Annotated in this window: 20 protein-coding genes; 8 read left to right on the forward strand and 12 right to left on the reverse strand. The window is 34.5% G+C overall.

All coding sequences use genetic code 11. The features are described 5' to 3' along the window. Positions 1 to 209: 209 nt before the first annotated feature. Positions 210 to 1013, reverse strand: a complete 804-nt coding sequence (locus CD118_RS05215; RefSeq protein WP_050331694.1) for an ABC transporter permease — start codon at positions 1011 to 1013, stop codon at positions 210 to 212. Positions 1014 to 1292: 279 nt separating this feature from the next. Between CD118_RS05215 and tagH the strand changes: the two genes are divergently transcribed. Further along, positions 1293 to 2087 (forward strand): teichoic acids export ABC transporter ATP-binding subunit TagH, encoded by a 795-nt coding sequence (gene tagH / locus CD118_RS05220; RefSeq protein WP_050346032.1) that lies wholly within the window; start codon positions 1293 to 1295, stop codon positions 2085 to 2087. A gap of 309 nt (positions 2088 to 2396) precedes the next feature. Here the strand turns inward: tagH and tarA are convergent, their stop codons facing one another. Then, complete coding sequence (tarA, locus tag CD118_RS05225; protein ID WP_050332004.1) at positions 2397 to 3164, reverse strand: N-acetylglucosaminyldiphosphoundecaprenol N-acetyl-beta-D-mannosaminyltransferase TarA; 768 nt, start codon at positions 3162 to 3164, stop codon at positions 2397 to 2399. Positions 3165 to 3543: 379 nt separating this feature from the next. Here tarA and CD118_RS05230 point away from each other — a divergent pair, with 379 nt between their 5' ends. Continuing rightward, complete coding sequence (locus CD118_RS05230) at positions 3544 to 4296, forward strand: M50 family metallopeptidase (protein ID WP_050331696.1); 753 nt, start codon at positions 3544 to 3546, stop codon at positions 4294 to 4296. Positions 4297 to 4525: 229 nt separating this feature from the next. Here the strand turns inward: CD118_RS05230 and CD118_RS05235 are convergent, their stop codons facing one another. Next, entirely contained in the window at positions 4526 to 5176 is a 651-nt protein-coding gene (locus tag CD118_RS05235) for a metal-dependent transcriptional regulator (RefSeq protein WP_050331697.1), read from the reverse strand. A 119-nt stretch (positions 5177 to 5295) separates the two neighbouring features. Between CD118_RS05235 and CD118_RS05240 the strand changes: the two genes are divergently transcribed. Genes CD118_RS05240 through mntC form a run of 3 tightly spaced genes read left to right on the forward strand, consistent with a single transcriptional unit; the run spans position 5296 to position 7815 of the window. After that, positions 5296 to 6075 (forward strand): metal ABC transporter ATP-binding protein, encoded by a 780-nt coding sequence (locus CD118_RS05240; RefSeq protein WP_050331698.1) that lies wholly within the window; start codon positions 5296 to 5298, stop codon positions 6073 to 6075. Beyond that, on the forward strand, positions 6050 to 6889 hold the full coding sequence (locus CD118_RS05245; RefSeq protein ID WP_050331699.1) for a metal ABC transporter permease: 840 nt from the start codon (positions 6050 to 6052) through the stop codon (positions 6887 to 6889). The genes CD118_RS05240 and CD118_RS05245 overlap by 26 nt, the downstream gene beginning before the upstream one ends. Continuing rightward, positions 6886 to 7815 (forward strand): manganese ABC transporter substrate-binding lipoprotein MntC, encoded by a 930-nt coding sequence (mntC, locus tag CD118_RS05250; protein WP_050346033.1) that lies wholly within the window; start codon positions 6886 to 6888, stop codon positions 7813 to 7815. Before CD118_RS05245 ends, mntC begins: the two co-directional genes overlap by 4 nt. Positions 7816 to 8033: 218 nt before the next feature. Here the strand turns inward: mntC and CD118_RS05255 are convergent, their stop codons facing one another. From CD118_RS05255 to CD118_RS05290, 8 genes are read right to left on the reverse strand one after another with little or no spacing between them, the layout of a single operon-like run. After that, complete coding sequence (locus CD118_RS05255) at positions 8034 to 8474, reverse strand: Na+/H+ antiporter subunit G (protein ID WP_050331701.1); 441 nt, start codon at positions 8472 to 8474, stop codon at positions 8034 to 8036. Next, positions 8458 to 8751 carry a monovalent cation/H+ antiporter complex subunit F gene (locus tag CD118_RS05260; protein ID WP_016424377.1) on the reverse strand — a complete coding sequence of 98 codons (294 nt, stop codon included), beginning with the start codon at positions 8749 to 8751 and terminating at the stop codon, positions 8458 to 8460. The genes CD118_RS05255 and CD118_RS05260 overlap by 17 nt, the downstream gene beginning before the upstream one ends. Further along, complete coding sequence (locus CD118_RS05265) at positions 8748 to 9230, reverse strand: Na+/H+ antiporter subunit E (protein WP_050331702.1); 483 nt, start codon at positions 9228 to 9230, stop codon at positions 8748 to 8750. The genes CD118_RS05260 and CD118_RS05265 overlap by 4 nt, the downstream gene beginning before the upstream one ends. Then, positions 9231 to 10730, reverse strand: coding sequence for a Na+/H+ antiporter subunit D (locus CD118_RS05270; RefSeq protein ID WP_060830328.1), 1500 nt, complete (start codon positions 10728 to 10730; stop codon positions 9231 to 9233). Continuing rightward, the gene (mnhC2, locus tag CD118_RS05275; RefSeq protein WP_016424374.1) at positions 10720 to 11067 is read right to left on the reverse strand and encodes a Na+/H+ antiporter Mnh2 subunit C; all 348 of its coding nucleotides are present in this window, start codon (positions 11065 to 11067) and stop codon (positions 10720 to 10722) included. The genes CD118_RS05270 and mnhC2 overlap by 11 nt, the downstream gene beginning before the upstream one ends. Beyond that, a complete protein-coding gene (gene mnhB2, locus CD118_RS05280) occupies positions 11064 to 11489 on the reverse strand; it encodes a Na+/H+ antiporter Mnh2 subunit B (protein WP_050331704.1) in 426 nt (141 codons plus the stop codon). Before mnhB2 ends, mnhC2 begins: the two co-directional genes overlap by 4 nt. Continuing rightward, positions 11476 to 13857 (reverse strand): DUF4040 family protein, encoded by a 2382-nt coding sequence (locus CD118_RS05285; RefSeq protein ID WP_060830329.1) that lies wholly within the window; start codon positions 13855 to 13857, stop codon positions 11476 to 11478. Before CD118_RS05285 ends, mnhB2 begins: the two co-directional genes overlap by 14 nt. A 24-nt stretch (positions 13858 to 13881) precedes the next feature. Then, entirely contained in the window at positions 13882 to 14430 is a 549-nt protein-coding gene (locus tag CD118_RS05290; protein WP_050331706.1) for a tyrosine-type recombinase/integrase, read from the reverse strand. A gap of 143 nt (positions 14431 to 14573) precedes the next feature. On the opposite strand from CD118_RS05290, the gene sroA reads away from it, so the two are divergent. Beyond that, positions 14574 to 14777, forward strand: coding sequence for a sigS mRNA-stabilizing protein SroA (gene sroA, locus CD118_RS05295; RefSeq protein WP_050331707.1), 204 nt, complete (start codon positions 14574 to 14576; stop codon positions 14775 to 14777). Between the two features lie 16 nt (positions 14778 to 14793). Then, positions 14794 to 15009, forward strand: coding sequence for a DUF2922 domain-containing protein (locus CD118_RS05300; protein ID WP_016424369.1), 216 nt, complete (start codon positions 14794 to 14796; stop codon positions 15007 to 15009). Positions 15010 to 15078: 69 nt separating this feature from the next. Here the strand turns inward: CD118_RS05300 and CD118_RS05305 are convergent, their stop codons facing one another. Beyond that, the gene (locus CD118_RS05305) at positions 15079 to 15330 is read right to left on the reverse strand and encodes a hypothetical protein (protein ID WP_103356360.1); all 252 of its coding nucleotides are present in this window, start codon (positions 15328 to 15330) and stop codon (positions 15079 to 15081) included. Positions 15331 to 15612: 282 nt separating this feature from the next. On the opposite strand from CD118_RS05305, the gene CD118_RS05310 reads away from it, so the two are divergent. Continuing rightward, entirely contained in the window at positions 15613 to 16542 is a 930-nt protein-coding gene (locus CD118_RS05310; protein WP_060830330.1) for a DMT family transporter, read from the forward strand. Positions 16543 to 16905 lie beyond the last annotated feature (363 nt).

Consider the following 16905-nt stretch of genomic DNA (forward strand, 5'->3'; position numbering starts at 1 on the left):
TGGGTAATTCATCTTCTTTAAAAGTCATTAAAAAAACAATATGGTTAGCATCCACACGTAAATGACTGTATAAACGACTTAAAAATTTAATAATATAAATATAAAACATTTTAATATAATATCGCATCATTGTTCTTCACCGCCTTAAAATGTTGTCGAATGAACAAAAAGCCCTCAACACAAACCACTGTATTGAAGGCTTGTTCTCATTACATAAAATCTGCAAAGTGATCTCTGTAGCGCATATGTAACATCGAACCAACGATAAATATTACAACTGTAACCAATACATTATATAACGCAAGATGCCAATGCTCTATGAAATACCATTGATGATACAGTATCGCAGCACGGTAGCTCTCTGCTATAAAAAAGATTGGATTAAACTTTAAAATCTTCTCTGCTAATGACCCTGTTGCAGGGTGCCATAATATAGGCGATGCATAGAAAAGAACCCTTAATAATGCTTGCATTGCCATTTGTGTATCTCTAACAAGCACACCTAACGTTGACGTTAATAATGTTACAGATATCGTGAAGAAATATGCAAACGGAATATATAAAAATAACTGAATGATATAAATTGTTGGCGTAATACCTGATAAAATACACAATATTATAATAGCGAATACAAGCGCCAAGTGACCATAAAGTTTACTTGTGACGATATAAGTTGGAATAATCGATAGTGGAAAGTTCATCTTCGCAACCTGCCCGTATTTCATCGTAATCGATTTTGTGCCTTCTAAAATACCTTGGTTAATGAAGAACCACATACTAATACCGACTAATAGCCAATATATGAACGGTATCCCTTCTATTGGGTGGTTGCTACGAATTCCAAATCCAAAGACAAACCAATAAACCAAAATTTGTATTACCGGATTAATAATCTCCCAAGCTAATCCAAGATAATTATTATGATTTGAAATTTTAAGTTGGAATTGTGCTAACCGTTGAATGAGGTAGAAACTTTTTAAATGCTCCTTTAATACGATTCTAACTGAATTCATAATTTACCACGCTTTCACATATTGGATAATTCACTCAATGCCAAAACAAGGTCGCTATATAATGAATATATTGACCTAGAGTGTCTCATCACCTATTCTTTAATTGAAATTGTTCAACTATTTGAGTAAAATGGATACATTGTATCCCTAATACTTTACAATAGCTTCACAAATTTAACAACCACTTAGTAATATATTATAATCTATAGACAACAAATGATGAAAGCAAAAAACGAAATTCTCATAAATATTATCAATTAATGTAAGGAATGTTCTCAGATGAATCCAACTGTCAATATTAATCAAGTGACAAAAGAATATCGTATTTATCGTAATAATAAAGAGCGTATCAAAGATGCTCTATGGCCAAAACATAAAAATAAAACATTTTATGCTTTAAAAGACATTTCGTTTCAGGCTTATGCTGGTGATGTAATCGGTCTCGTCGGTATTAATGGCTCAGGTAAATCAACACTCAGCAATATGATCGGTGGCTCGCTCACGCCGACTAACGGTCATATTGATAAAAAAGGTGATGTGAGTGTCATCGCAATTAACGCAGGCCTAAATGGTAACTTAACCGGCATGGAAAATATCGAATTTAAAATGCTATGCATGGGATTCGATAAACATCAAATTAAAGCATTAACACCTGAAATTGTAGAGTTTAGTGAGCTTGGTGAGTTTATATACCAACCCGTGAAAAAATATTCAAGTGGGATGCGCTCAAAACTCGGCTTTTCAATCAGTGTAACAATTAACCCTGAAATACTCGTCATTGACGAAGCCCTTTCTGTGGGTGACCAAACGTTTACTCAAAAAAGCTTGAAAAAAATCTATGAATTTAAAGAAGCAGAAAAAACGATTTTCTTTGTAAGTCATAACTTGCGCCAAGTGAAAGAATTTTGTACTAAAATTGCTTGGATTGAAGCAGGCCAACTTAAAGAATTTGGTTCAGTTGATGATGTACTTCCTCAGTATGAAGCTTTCCTTAAAGACTTTAAGAAAAAGTCCATTGCTGATCAAAAAGCTTTTAGAAACAGCTTAGATGAAAAACGTTTTGTTGTGAAATAAACGAATCATCAATCACATAATTGCATATTTGCACAATACCCAAAAATAATACCTTTCATTCAATAAATCTTAGTATTTCAATCAATTTTTCAAAATAAAGCGCGAGTAATTCCAGTCGTCTCTTCAATTACGGCCTGAATCGCTCGCGCTTTTTATGTTTGATATTACGTTATTATTATGATGATAACGCTCTTTTTACCGTGCTACAGCTTTATAATGGTAGCCGATACATTCGATTTACCGTCGTACGACTTGCCCCATTTTTAAATAATTAAAGGTAGCGCGTCAATTCATCGCCCTACCTTTAAATTATTTTGATTGATTGAAATACTTCTGTTTATAAACTCCTACAACGAATTTAGGAATTCTCTCTAATCTACGGATACGTTTCATATCTGTCAAACAACGATACGCCCATTCTAAATTAAGTGCGCGCCATACATAAGGTGCTCTTTTGACATCCCCACTAAAAACATCAATAGCACCGCCAATCCCCATCATTAATGTATGGTCAAAATGATGTCGGTTGTGCTGTATCCATTGTTCTTGCTTAGGATAACCCATGCCAACAAAAACAAAATCCGGATTAAACTGACGCACTTGCTCGATAACTTCTTGATCTGTAATATCTATAAAACCATGGTGTGTTTGAATTTCAATATTTGGAAATTGTCGTTGGATACGTCTTGCTGCTTTTTCAACGACAGGTGATGTTGCACCAAGTAAAAACACTTTTTTATGTTCTAAATCAGCAATATTTAAACATGTTTCCATTACTTCGATACCAGGAACACGTTCTTGTAAAGGTTGACCTAAAATACGCGCCGCTTTAACAATTCCTGTCCCATCAGGCACAATATAATCTGCCTGTTCAATCATTTTATGATATTTCGGGTTTTCTGAAGCGTAATGAACAATTTCTGGATTTGCTGTCACAATGAATAAATTGTGTTTTGTTTCACTATGCATATACTTTAAAATATTTTGATGCATGTCTAATAAAGTGACATTATCAAACATGACATTCATCACTTTGACTTGTGCATTTTTATCTTTTAAACGATATGCTTCTTGCATTGTCGTGATATCAGGATGTGTAAAAGTTCCCTCACGCTCTCCACTAGGCATTACTTTTGCCATAGTTTCACCTTCATTCTCTCTATCATTTCAGTTTGTTTTTACTTTTAGTTTACAATATGTTTATGTTACTTTAACACATTTTACACCAAAATCAAGCTAAAAGATATCTTTTCATGCTAAAGTATGAGGCTGCTTTTCTCCTATTTTAAAAAGAGCGCAACGTCCTCATTTCATCGGCTATTTGAAAATGAATACTTACCCTCAATTGAATGGTGTATTCGTATAGTTAAACCTTCAACTTTAAGACTTTAGTCCATAGTCCCTTTTTCATTCAGCCGTTATAATCATTATATTGGCTCTGAAAGGATGGACATATATGCACGGATATTCTTGGTTGACTTCACCGATTCCGATTTCAGGTGTATTACTTTGCACCCTAACTGCAATTTACTTAATCAGTCGCTATTATCATCATCGCCCTTTATTTTCTATACTAGATATTGCGATGAATTATATTCCCGTCTTGACTCATGAATGGGGGCATATCTTATTTAACAAATTATCTGGTGGTCACGTGATTGATTTTGTAGTTGTCGCAACCAGACGTGAGCGTAATGCGACAGGGCAACAAGGATACGCTGTCACACAAAGTCATAACCGAACAGGACAAATCTTTACAACGCTAGGTGGATATTTAACACCTCCGATGATGTTATGTTTAGGTCTTTATCTTCAAAGTAAAGGCCAAGGTGCGTTATTATTGATGCTATACATTTTAATTTTTATTTATTTCACATGGAAGACCTCTCGAAAATTAGTTCCGATTTTGATTATCTTATTCTTAACACTTATCGGCTATTTTGGAATTCAATCTGAAAACTTAACAAATTATTCCTTCATATATATGTTCGTTTATCATTTTATTTTAGGAACTTTATTAGGAGAAGTCATATTATCAACGGTAACGATTTTGCAACTCACGTTTTCACGTTCACAAGCCCAATGGGATGGAACTGCACTAAAAGCGTTGACACATCTTCCGACATTTTTATTTTCAATGTTTTGGATTGCAGTCAATCTTCTAACACTTTATTATACATGGACATATAGCTTTCATATCTTTTCTTAGCTAAGGATGATAAAGGATTTAGGACATAGTTTTTTGATAATCATGACTCCATAGACGCGCTTGCTTAGGGGCTGAAGTTTCAACTCAATTTGGCTTAATTGAATGCGAAGTTTTATCATAAAAAGAAGCGCTGAGACGATTTTCTATTAAAATCATCTCAGCGCTATTTATTTTAGGATTAATGTCCTAGCCTCTTGTTAAATTATATTAAAATGATTACTCGCTATTTTTATTGTACTTTTTCAACGAAGATCACATCTGCGTTATGATAGCTTAATGTGACTTTTTCGTCTTTATTTTGCAATTCTAATAATTGATTGATTTCATCTTTTTCTACTATTGTAACGGTATCACCGATAGACAATGCTTTGCTCGATAAAAATACGAGTAATTCCGATCGATCACGGACACGTCGAATCGTCACCGTATCCCCTGCATCAAACTGCAATAACGGTGTTTTATAAATTTCTTCATATTGATTGTTTCGTGGAATCACACCACCGTGCGGACATGTTTCCGGATAATTTAATAGTTCGTCCAAACGTTCTACAAATAGTTCAGATACACGGTGCTCGAGCACCTCTGCTTCACTATGAACTTCTTCCCACGTATAATTTAAAATCTTTATTAAAAATAATTCTATTAAACGATGTCGCTTAATTACATCTAATGTATAAGTCAGTCCTAGTTCTGATAACTTTACGCCTTTATAAGGTTTCGTTATGACATAGCCCTCTTTTTCCAAGCGTCCTACCATTTCGCTCACAGATGGAGGTTTAATATTCAAAAATCCTGATAACGTTTTATTTGACACATAACTATGAACGCCATCATGACTTAAAATTGCTTTAAGATAGTCTTCTTTTTCCTCAGTTAACATATGCTCACCTCTTTCACATATACAATTTATTGTATCATGAATTCTATTGATATTGACAATTTTCTATTTATAATATACTTTATTAGGGTAACCTAAAACAGAAGAAAGGTGGTGTTAATATGTTATCCATAAAAAACCTAAACCTATTTTTAGGTCAAAAACATGTTTTGAAAAACATCACATTAGATTTACCATTGAATGGTGAAATGATTGGAATTATGGGCCCCAATGGGAGTGGTAAGTCCTCTTTAATCAAATCTATTATTGGCGAATTACCTGCTGAAGGCACGATTTTACTTAACCAAAAACCGACACAACAACATTTAACAGATATTACATATATACCACAGAAATCTGTACTTGATCTTGACTTCCCAATCAATGTACAGGATTTAGTTTTATCTGGCTGCTATCAAGAAATCGGATGGTTTAAACGTGTACCAAAATCTATTCGCGATAAAAGAGACACGTTATTAAAAGAGTTAGAGCTTTTTGATTTACGCAAACGACAATTGCATGCGCTTAGTGGCGGACAACTCCAGCGTGTGTTCATCGCTCGCGCCCTAATGTCAGATAGCGTGGTTTATTTGCTTGATGAGCCATTTGTAGGTATCGACTTCAAAAGTGAACACATCATTTACAACAAACTTAAAGCATTAAAACAGCAAGGTAAACTCATTTTAATTGTACATCATGACCTCACAACAGCTTCTGAATATTTTGATCGTATTTTACTCTTAAACCAATCTGTCGCATTTTTAGGTGAAAGTTCCGAAGCCTTAAAAACAGAAAACATAGAATCTGTCTTTTTAAGTCGTCACCATTCAACAAAATTACAAGACCAAAATCCCCATGGAAAGGAGTCATCACAAGATGTCATTCATTCAACATCTCTTTGAATATCAATTTTTGTCACGGGCTATGATTACAGCCATCTTAGTCGGCATTGTATGTGGCGTTGTCGGATGTCTGATTGTTCTTAGAGGGCTTTCACTTATGGGGGACGCAATGAGTCATGCCGTCTTACCTGGTGTTGCTTTATCATTTCTTTTCAATATTCCTATGTTTATCGGCGCATTGATTACAGGTATGCTCAGTAGTACAATTATTGGTTATATTTCGGACAAATCAAAAACTAAAAAGGATGCAGCAATCGGTATTACATTTACCGCCTTTCTCGCTTTAGGTATTATTTTAATCAGCTTAATTCATTCAGCAACAGACTTATATCACATTCTTTTTGGTAATATTTTAGCCATTACTCAGTCCGCATTTTATACTGCATTGGTTGTTAGTATCATTGTATTGAGTTTGATTATCATTCTTTTTCGACCTTTAAAAATGTCTACATTTGATCCAGTGTTCAGTCGAATGAGTGGACTCAATACTACATTTATGCATTATTTTGTTATGTTACTTTTAGCGCTCGTTATCGTCGCAAGTGTTCAAACTGTAGGTGTCATCCTTGTTGTTGCCCTGCTCATTACGCCTGCTTCAACGGCTTATCTCATAACAAAAAGATTATCTACAATGATGCTCGTTTCTAGTTTGTTTAGCGTCATCAGCTCTACAATCGGCATCTATGTTAGCTTTATATTGAATTTACCAAGTGGTGCGGTTATCGTCCTCATCGCTGCAATATTGTATGCACTTGTTTTTGCACTGACTAAATTTAACAACATCTCACATAAAGGAGCGTATCAAAAATCATGAGTAAACGAATTCTTACACTTTTATCGATTTTATCGATTGTTTTTCTTTTAACAGCATGTAACTCTTCTGATCAAGGACATAAAGATCACAAACTTAAGATTGTAACAACAAACTCAATCTTATATGATATGGCAAAAAATATTACAGGCGATGAAGCAGAAATTCACAGCATCGTTCCTGTTGGTCAAGACCCTCATGAATATGAAATTAAGCCTAAAGACGTTAAAGCATTAACTGACGCAGATATTATTATTTATAATGGTTTCAACTTAGAAAGTGGGAATGGTTGGTTTGAAAAAGCATTAAAACAAGCTAACAAATCATTAGACGATTCTTCAGTTGTTCAAGCTTCTAAACATGTTGATCCTATCTACTTGAAAAAAGGTGAAAAATCAGAACACAACATTGACCCTCACGCATGGTTAAGTTTAGATAATGGGATCCAATACGTTAAAAACATCAAAGATGCATTAGAAAAAGCAGATTCATCACATAAATCTACTTTTGAAAAAAATGGTAAATCTTACTTAGACAAATTAGAAAAACTAAACAATAAAAGTAAAGACGAATTTAGTGATATTCCAAAAGAAAAACGCGTTATGATTACAAGTGAAGGTGCATTCAAATACTTCGCAAAACAATATGATGTAACGCCAGGTTATATATGGGAAATCAACACTGAAAACCAAGGTACACCAGAGCAAATGAAACAAGCAATTGACTTCGTTAAACAAAATCACATCAAAAACCTTCTTCTTGAAACAAGTGTAAGTGACAAGAGCATGAAGAGCTTAGGCGAAGAAACAGGTGCGAAAATTTACGGCACAGTTTATACAGACTCTATTGGTAAAAAAGGTAGCAACGGAGATTCATACTATAAAATGATGAAATCTAATATCGAAACAATCCACAAAAGCATGAAATAAAACTCCCATTGATACATCAATAGAAATATTCATCATATAATAAAAAGCGTGACCAATACATTACCATTGGTTCACGCTTTTTTATTATTTTAAATAATGAAGTTCGCTTGATAAACTTCTCAAAATCCTAAAATTCGTATTAAGAAGTAAGTGAGCTATGGGCACTATTAAAAACTTATTTAGAAATTATAAATATGATTCAATCTCATTTTTTAAAATTAGTCTTTATCTAAGCGAGAGTATATTCTTTTGCGTCGTTTCGCTCTTTTTTCTATTCGAATTCGACGCTTCGTCTCTTCATCTACATCTTCTTTATTAAGGTCTGTATTTTCATGATTTTCATGTTTTTGATACATATAAGCACCTGTTCGATAAGCGGCACGCGAGATTAAATGACCGCCAACGGGTGAAGTAATATTAATAAAGACCAATGCTAAAATCGTACGGACACTGACATAACCTTGCGCAAAGATAAAATAAATAAATACACCCACCAGTGTCAATAAAACTGCTGCCGTAGAAGCTTTTGTCGCTGCATGAATTCTTAAAAAGACATCTTTAAATCGAACTAAACCAATTGCACTTACAAGCGCAATAATACTTCCTGCAAACACAAGGAGAGCTGCTAACAATTGGATGATTTCATTTGTCATCGCCATGAAATACATTCCCCCCTTCAATAAAGCGAGAAATCGTAACAGAACTTAAAAAGGAAATAATGGCAATCAACAGTACAGAATCTAAAAATGAAAATGTTTCGAATAAGAGACTCAAAACCCCTACTGTTGACATTAAAATGGCACTCATTGCGTCAAATGCGACGACACGGTCTGCTGTTGTAGGTCCTTCAATCAAACGAAACAATACGACAACTAATGACACAGCAAAGATAACTAATGCACTCGACAAGAAGAATTGTGTTAATTCAGTTATCATTTCGTCACCTCCACAATGAGTTCTTCGTATTTTTTAATACTTTTCAATAAATTTTTCTTTTCTTTTTCAGTCGTATCAATAGCGTGAATTAAAAAGATGTTAGGATCACGATTCACACGAATAACAGTCGATCCTGGTGTTATAATCACTAAAATTGTTAAAAACGTAATTTCCCAATCCGTATCGAGCTGCGTTTCATAAGTTACTAAACCAGGATCCATTTTATTCGCTTTAAATAACACATAATTGATTATTGAGAATGTTGCAGTCAATAGTTGATAGAGATACGTAAATAAAAATTTAATCGATACCCAAATCTTTTTAGGATAAAATTCTTGATTAAAAAATTTATGAAGTAAATAAATAATAACAATACCTATTAAATAGCCAATCACAAATGTTGGAAAACGAAAAGCATCTTCATCTTGGAATAACACCCATAAGATAGCTATCATCATATTCAAAGCAATTTGTCTCATTTAACTGCCACCTCGCAGTCCAGGATTAACCATTTTTTCAAATTTTTGTACATTCATGGATAAATCCGTTGCTTGTGCTGTAACTTGGTAGATCACTGGTGCGCAAAGACCTATCGCTAATGTAACTGCAGTCATAAATAAAACGATAGCCTTTCTATTTGACTTGATAGGCTTAAATTGAATTTCTGCACCTTTATCACGATTTCCTGCATACATATAAAAGAAGACTCGGAACAAACTATACATCCCTATCAAACTTGTGATAATCATCAATACTAAGCCTACATAATGCTGATGCTCAACTGCACCGAGAAAAATAAGTAATTTCCCAGGAAATCCACTGAATGGCGGCACTCCTCCAATGGCTAATGTCACAACAATAAAAGCCACACCAAGCCACGGTTCCTTTTGGGCTAATCCTGTTAAGAAGCGATATTGGCGGTAACCCGTTGTGTAAACCATAATACCTATAATGAAAAACAGTAACGCTTTTACAACGATATCGTTCACTAAGTAAAAAATTGCGCCATTGATTCCATTAAATGTATGCGTACCTAAACCAAAAATGATATATCCGATAGATAATACAACTTGGTAAGCGGCAATCTTTTTAATATCTCGATACGCAATCGTTCCAATGGCTCCAATTACCATTGTAAGACCTGCCATAACAATTAAAAGTGGTTCGACAATTTCACCACTTTTATTGAAAATTAAAGTAAAGAACCGAATCAAAGCATATGCGCCAACTTTTGTCATTAATGAGGCAAAAAGGGCTGCAAGTTCTGTATTGAGTACGGCATATGCCTTTGGAAGCCACATAAATAAAACAAGTGCTGCTTTTGATCCGAAAGCAACAATAAATGACATCGCCACTAAGTGAATCGCTGTCGGATCATCCATTTCATGAATTCTTATCGCGATATGCGTGTAATTTAAGGTACCGATTTGACGATACAGAAGGCCAATCCCTATTAAGAAAAACCATGAGCCTATCACATTAAGGACGACATATATAATACTCGCGCGCAATTGCTCTACAGATTGTCCTAATGTCACTAACACAAATGAAGCAAGTAGCATAATTTCGAACATGACATATAAGTTAAACAAATCTGCAGTCAAAAAGGAGCCCACGACACCGGTTGTTAAAAATAAGACAAAGGATAATAAATAATACCGACTTGCACGCTTTTCACCACGTCCAAAACCAAAAGCGACAATCATAAACACGACTAAAAATGTTGTGGTAACGAGTATTAAACTCAACGCGTCGCCGACATATTGAATACCAAACGGTGCTTCCCAATTACCGAAATTCAAAACAATCGGCTTATGGTTGTACACGTCGATCAACATCACGAGCGAGACGACGAATGATATCAATAATACAAAAAGAGCAATAAAGCGTGATAACCGCACTTGCTTGTTCAAAATGACTAAAAGAAGTGCACCCAGAAGTGGTAAGAGTATGGGTACGGCTAAAATATTATCGTTCATCCTCTTCACCTCCTGTTAATACATCGATTTCATCTTCTTTAGTCACTTTAAAAGTACGGTAAACTAAGACAAGCAAAAATGCAGTGATTGCAAATCCAATTACAATCGCAGTTAAAACGATTGCTTGTAACAATGGATCAACAAAGTTTTGATGACCACTCACAATCAATGGTTCGGTTTTTTGTGCGGTATATTCACCCATACTCATAATAATAAGATTGCCTGCATGCGTGTAAATTGCGATACCAATAACGATACGAATTAAATTTTTAGACAGTACCATATAAGTAGCAATAAAAACTAAAAATCCGATTACAATCAATAAAATAATATTCATGATCTCCCTCCACTCAGGGAAAGTATTGTCGTTACGACCACGCCGACAACAACTAGGGCGATTCCCGCTTCAAATAATGTAATTGTCGACAGATGTACTTCACCAAAATAAGGAAAAGTCACATTCCAATCCTCTTGATAAAGGATGTTCTTACCGAAAAACACAGGCACAATTGCAGTTGCGAGTGATAAAAGCGCACCAACAATCATGAGCTTTCTAAAATCAATAGGTAAAGCTTCTAGTACCTTTTTTACATCAAATGCTAAAAACATTAAGATAAAAGCTGAACTTAACACTAGGCCGGCAATAAATCCGCCTCCAGGATTATTATGTCCTGCAAAGAAGAGATAAAAGCCAAATGTTAAGATGATAAATACAACCACTCTTGTAACGGTTTTGAGTACTAAATCATTCTCTTTCATCTTGACCTCTCCGATCTTTATAGTTAAGTAATGTATAAATACCGAGTCCTGCAATAATTAAAACTAAACCTTCTGCCAGTGTATCTAATGCCCTGAAATCACCTAAAATGGCATTAACGATATTTTTACCACCTGATTTTTCATAAGCATCATGATAAAAAACAGAAATCGTTTCTATTGCGCTCGCTTGTTGAATAATAAAAACAATACCGATTACTGTAATTGCAGTAAGTAAAGAAACTAAGATTTTAACGGTTTCTTTTTTCATATTGAACTTACCGCGTGGAATATTCGGTAATCTTGAAAAGCTTACGATAAATAATACTGTCGTAATCGTTTCAGTAACAAGTTGTGTTAGCGCTAAATCTGGTGCACGCATTAAAATAAAGAACAACGCAACAACATAACCAATGCCCCCTGTAAGAATAACCATCGTTAAACGTTGTCTAATAAATATGAGCGCAAATCCAATGAGAACTACCGTTACTAAAAGGAGTATATGAAAGATATGGTACTCAGTGACTTCGATACGTGAAAGTTCTGGAACCCCTGTACGTATCAAACCATAGAGATGAATTACAAAATAAATAATCAACGTAATAATAATGTAAGAATTCAAACGATTATTCATCAAACTACGTAGCCCGTATCCACAATAAAATTCCATTGACCGGTATGAATCATTACACATACGTGATACTGACATTTGATTTTCTTTTAAAGACAGATAGCGTTGTAAATCTACGAATAATACTACAATAAGCCCCACAACGATAATCGTTAAACTCATAAGTAAAGGTATATTAAACCCATGCCATGCTGATAAGTGGGGAACTGTGGACGCAAAAGATGTTGAACGAACTGAACTTAAAAATGCAGGTTGAATAAGATAAGTCCCTACCCACTGTGGAACAATAAATACAATCGGTAATAAGAGCGCCATTATCATCGCGGGTGTAATGAATAAACGTGGTTCATGTATCGCTTTGTTCAACTGAAATGAGCCAAAAAATGTCGTTTTTATCATATTGATTGAATAAATAAAGGTAAAGATACTAGCAATAAAGCCTACAAGCGCAATTGCAATCATCATAGATTGGTTGAAAGCAGACAGATGATTCGATCGAATTAATCCTTCAAAAAACATTTCTTTACTTATAAAGCCGTTTAATAACGGGACGCCTGCCATAGAAAGTGCAGCCATTGACATGACAACCATGGTAATCGGCAAGTAATGTTTTAAACCACCTAATTGTCGGATATCACGTGTGCCTGTTTCATGATCGATTAAACCCACGCCCATAAATAATGTTCCTTTAAATAATGCATGATTGAAAAGATGAAAAAGCGCTGCGCATAATAAGTAAGAATAGATTTCAATCATCCCACTCTGCGTCGCTTTAGCAATACCGCCACCTAATCCAACCATCGTCATGATCATACCTAATTGACTAATTGTTGAATAAGCAAGTATCCCTTTTAAGTCAAATTGTCTAATCGCAGTAAACGAGCCGTATATCATAGTGATGAGCCCAATAGCCGTCACAAGATAAGTATAAGTATCACTCAAACCTAAAATGGGTGTAAACCTTAAAAGTAAAAATATACCTGCTTTTACCATTGTCGCTGAGTGTAGATAGGCACTCACGGGTGTAGGCGCAGCCATCGCCTTTGGTAACCAGAAATGAAAAGGCCACTGTGCTGACTTAGTAAAAGCACCGAGTAACAATAACAATACAATGGGGATAAATAAAGGATGTTGTGCAATCGTATGTCTTTGATGTATTAATTCACTAATTGAGAACGTTCCTGCCACGTGATATAACATGACAAACGCGACTAACATGGCTAAGCCACCTAAAACCGTAATCATAAATGAAGTGATTGCACCGTTTTGACTCTCACTTTTATCGTACCAATAACTAATCAGTAGGAACGATGACACACTTGTTAACTCCCAAAAAACGTATAACAAGATCGTGTTATCAGAAAGTACAATTCCTAACATACTAAACATAAATAAAACTAAATATGTGAAAAATCGGGGTAAATGATCATGTTCATAGGATAAGTATTGTGTTGCATAAAAGAATACAGCGACACCAATGATGGAAATAAGTAAGGCAAAAAACATACTCAATCCATCCAAGCGGAGTACGAGGTTAATATCTAAAGCAGGTAACCACTGAATCTTTTCAATGATCAGTTGGTTGTCTAATACCTTAGGGATGTTTATCAAAAAGATTATTGATGCAACAAGGGGTGCAAGTAATGCGACAAAGCCGGGTAAACGCTTTGTATTCCACTTCATCATTACGACAAGTATGATCATTATTGCCATTAAAAATATAAGCAATCCACTTAACATCTTCACGCCTCCCTTTCTCTATTTTTATAAATTTAAAGCGATGGTCGTGTTAATTTCCTTTTTAGAAATACCTATAAACTTCATTGTTTCATAAGCCGTTTGATGTCCAAGATATTTTTGAATGATTGAAACTGAAATTCCAGATTTATACGCATGATATGCAAAAGTTTTTCTAAGTGTCGTTAAGCCAATATGTTCAATTCCTAATTGATGTGCCGCATTGTTAACAATACGATAAGCTTGTTGACGACTAAGCCCTTTTTTTGTCCGCTTCGAGCGAAACAATAAGTCATCTCCAGAAATTGCTTCTGCCTGAATGTATTGTTTTAGCTCTTTACGTAGTTGTTCTGGAATAACAACACGAATATTTGAGTCCGTTTCATACCAACGTGTCATACTGACGCCTTGATCAGAAAGGAATTGAGACACCTTAAAATTAAGTAACTCTGTTAACTTAATACCCGTATGGATAGCAAATTTAAAAAATAAATAATCACGCATTGAATGTGCCTTTAAAAATTCATACATTCGATGAATATCTTGTTTGTCACGGATAGGATCTACACAGTTCACGCAATTCCACCTCTCATAATGTTTCTTATTCCATGATAAACTATATTTAAGTAACATGAAAGAATTTTCATAAATTATTTTATTTTTAGGGTGTGCTTTTTCGCTGTCATATTCGATATATAAAGTGAAAGGAGGTCAGAAATATGAACATCCATCAAATCACACTTATTCTGACGCAAACATCAGTCACACCGGAAGGAAAAACAACTAAAACGTCAAGACGCTTTACGCAACTTAAACCAACTGCAACCCGAGAAGAACTCAAAGCCTTTAGCAATGCAATTCAAGCACTTACTGGTGAACAATATGACGCAATTGAAGTCCTAACATCTGAATACATTCAATAAAAAGGAGCATACAAAAATGAATACAAAAACTTTAGAAATTACTTTTTCCGACGCATCACAAAAGAATATCAAACTCTCTCTTCCAAAATTAGACACTTCTATCACAAAAGAACTCGTAGAAACACAAGCAAATAAGATTGTGCAATTGAACATACTAGATAGTAAAGGGGGCGACATTCAAAAAGCAGTAGGTGCACAATTGATTGATAAGTCCGTTACAGTCCTTTTCTAATAAAAAAGACCTTGCGCATACCATATAAATAACGAGAGCCTGTCACAAATAAACGTGACAGGCTCTTTTCTAGTCATTCTTTTGATAATGAGGTCGAATTCTCACTTCATCACCGTAGAATATCTTATATTTCCCCAACTTATAACATATCGCATATTTCTCAAATACTTCTTCAACCCTTGCTAACGTTTTGTAAGACTTAAAAGGGTTTAAAACTTCAACATATTGTCCCTCTTGAAGTTGGGTTGACGGTTTTACATTGATAAAAAACATTTGTTCATCAATGACACGTACGATCTCATGTTCGTACAAATTTATCACAACTTTCTCTTACATCATACAATTCTTCAAATAAATGCCTTAGTCATGCATTAAACTTAAATAACCTTCCATGTGATTAATACAATTAAGTTCAACAACAATTTTCATGACTCCTCCCTATCTTAATCAAAATAACTTACGTTTGTAAATATATCGTAACTTTCTTTTATCTAAAATATTAAACTTTTTGAAATTAAAATTCGATAATTCCCTTTAAATGCTATCTTATTATATTTTGCTATAATAACACTATCTTAATTAAACAATAAGGATGGACATGATATGCTTTCACTTTTACTTATTTTAGGGCTTATCGCAGGTAGTGTCGTGCCAATTCAAACTTCTATCAATTCAAAATTGAGTCTTTATACGCACTCCTCGTTTTATGCTTCAGCTATTTCATTTTCGACTGGAACACTTTGGCTCATCATTGTTAATTTAATCATGAACCCACATGTTTTTTCGATTGCTTCCTTTCGTCATTATCAAATTGACTATTATTGGTATGTAGGCGGATTAATGGGGGTTATCTTTTTAACAGGCAATTTATTGTTACTCCCCAAAATTGGGGCTTCGCTCACCGTTGTCACTACAATTGCAGGTCAAATATTAATGAGTGTCGTGATAGACTCGTTTGGTTGGTTTAACGTAGAAATCAAGCCGTTATCCATTTTGAAGGCTTTTGGTATTATTTTATTACTCATTGGCATTATTTTAATGAATATTCAAAAGCGCTCAAAAGTTGTACGTACGGCGCATCAAACGCCTTTATGGATTATCGTAGGTATTTTATTTGGATTCGCTCCTCCAATCCAAACTGCAATCAACAGTCATTTAGGCCAAAGTGTGCACTCTCCTTATTTCGCATCACTCATTTCTTTTACAGTAGGATCACTAGCGCTGATCTTATTAACGCTGATAGTTCATCGTAAAATTTCTATCAATACACTTCATGCATCAAATGGTCCTTTGAAATGGTGGCATTTTATCGGTGGTGCACTTGGCGTCATTTTTGTTACTACGAACATTATTTTAACGCCACATATCGGCGTGACATTTACTTTAATCACTGTCATGTTAGGTCAAATTATTATGGGTATGATTATTGATCACTTTGGATTATTAGGTGTTCCACCGCGTCGTTTATCTTCCCAACGCCTTATTGGCTTTGTTGTAATTATTATAGCGATTGTACTCATTCAAGTGCGCTAATAACATATTTTAAAGGTTGGAAGAACTCGGATTGTGCTTAAATCATATTTAAGTGCAATCTGCATACCTTCCTCATTCACTCAATATGCCCCTAACTTTAGACGCTTTTGTTGTCTATCGAATGAAACATCAAAGGTTTTTAAATTGTGTAGCTGCATACGCGATCACTTTCTTTTCTTCTTTCAATTCTTTTATATTACGATAAAATCATTCAATGCACATGAATTAATTTAAATGTTCCTGTGCATTTTTCTATACACATTTTTAATGATTTTCTTTTTTAGTCATTATCTCTTCTATATTTTGCACAATTATAGTCCGTCATCATCAAAACATTTAAGTTTACGATATTCATTCATATAT

The organism is Staphylococcus coagulans (genome assembly GCF_002901995.1).
Lineage (GTDB): Bacteria > Bacillota > Bacilli > Staphylococcales > Staphylococcaceae > Staphylococcus > Staphylococcus coagulans.

Coding starts and splice junctions, on each gene's coding strand:
- sroA (WP_050331707.1), top strand. CDS start 14,574: ATGAACATCCATCAAATCACACTTATTCTGACGCAAACATCAGTCACA.
- CD118_RS05300 (WP_016424369.1), top strand. CDS start 14,794: ATGAATACAAAAACTTTAGAAATTACTTTTTCCGACGCATCACAAAAG.
- CD118_RS05310 (WP_060830330.1), top strand. CDS start 15,613: ATGCTTTCACTTTTACTTATTTTAGGGCTTATCGCAGGTAGTGTCGTG.
- tagH (WP_050346032.1), top strand. CDS start 1,293: ATGAATCCAACTGTCAATATTAATCAAGTGACAAAAGAATATCGTATT.
- tarA (WP_050332004.1), bottom strand. CDS start 3,164: ATGCAAGAAGCATATCGTTTAAAAGATAAAAATGCACAAGTCAAAGTG.
- CD118_RS05255 (WP_050331701.1), bottom strand. CDS start 8,474: ATGGCGATGACAAATGAAATCATCCAATTGTTAGCAGCTCTCCTTGTG.
- CD118_RS05245 (WP_050331699.1), top strand. CDS start 6,050: ATGTCATTCATTCAACATCTCTTTGAATATCAATTTTTGTCACGGGCT.
- CD118_RS05235 (WP_050331697.1), bottom strand. CDS start 5,176: ATGTTAACTGAGGAAAAAGAAGACTATCTTAAAGCAATTTTAAGTCAT.
- mntC (WP_050346033.1), top strand. CDS start 6,886: ATGAGTAAACGAATTCTTACACTTTTATCGATTTTATCGATTGTTTTT.
- mnhB2 (WP_050331704.1), bottom strand. CDS start 11,489: ATGAAAGAGAATGATTTAGTACTCAAAACCGTTACAAGAGTGGTTGTA.
- mnhC2 (WP_016424374.1), bottom strand. CDS start 11,067: ATGAATATTATTTTATTGATTGTAATCGGATTTTTAGTTTTTATTGCT.
- CD118_RS05230 (WP_050331696.1), top strand. CDS start 3,544: ATGCACGGATATTCTTGGTTGACTTCACCGATTCCGATTTCAGGTGTA.
- CD118_RS05240 (WP_050331698.1), top strand. CDS start 5,296: ATGTTATCCATAAAAAACCTAAACCTATTTTTAGGTCAAAAACATGTT.
- CD118_RS05285 (WP_060830329.1), bottom strand. CDS start 13,857: ATGTTAAGTGGATTGCTTATATTTTTAATGGCAATAATGATCATACTT.
- CD118_RS05265 (WP_050331702.1), bottom strand. CDS start 9,230: ATGAGACAAATTGCTTTGAATATGATGATAGCTATCTTATGGGTGTTA.
- CD118_RS05260 (WP_016424377.1), bottom strand. CDS start 8,751: ATGATAACTGAATTAACACAATTCTTCTTGTCGAGTGCATTAGTTATC.
- CD118_RS05270 (WP_060830328.1), bottom strand. CDS start 10,730: ATGAACGATAATATTTTAGCCGTACCCATACTCTTACCACTTCTGGGT.
- CD118_RS05215 (WP_050331694.1), bottom strand. CDS start 1,013: ATGAATTCAGTTAGAATCGTATTAAAGGAGCATTTAAAAAGTTTCTAC.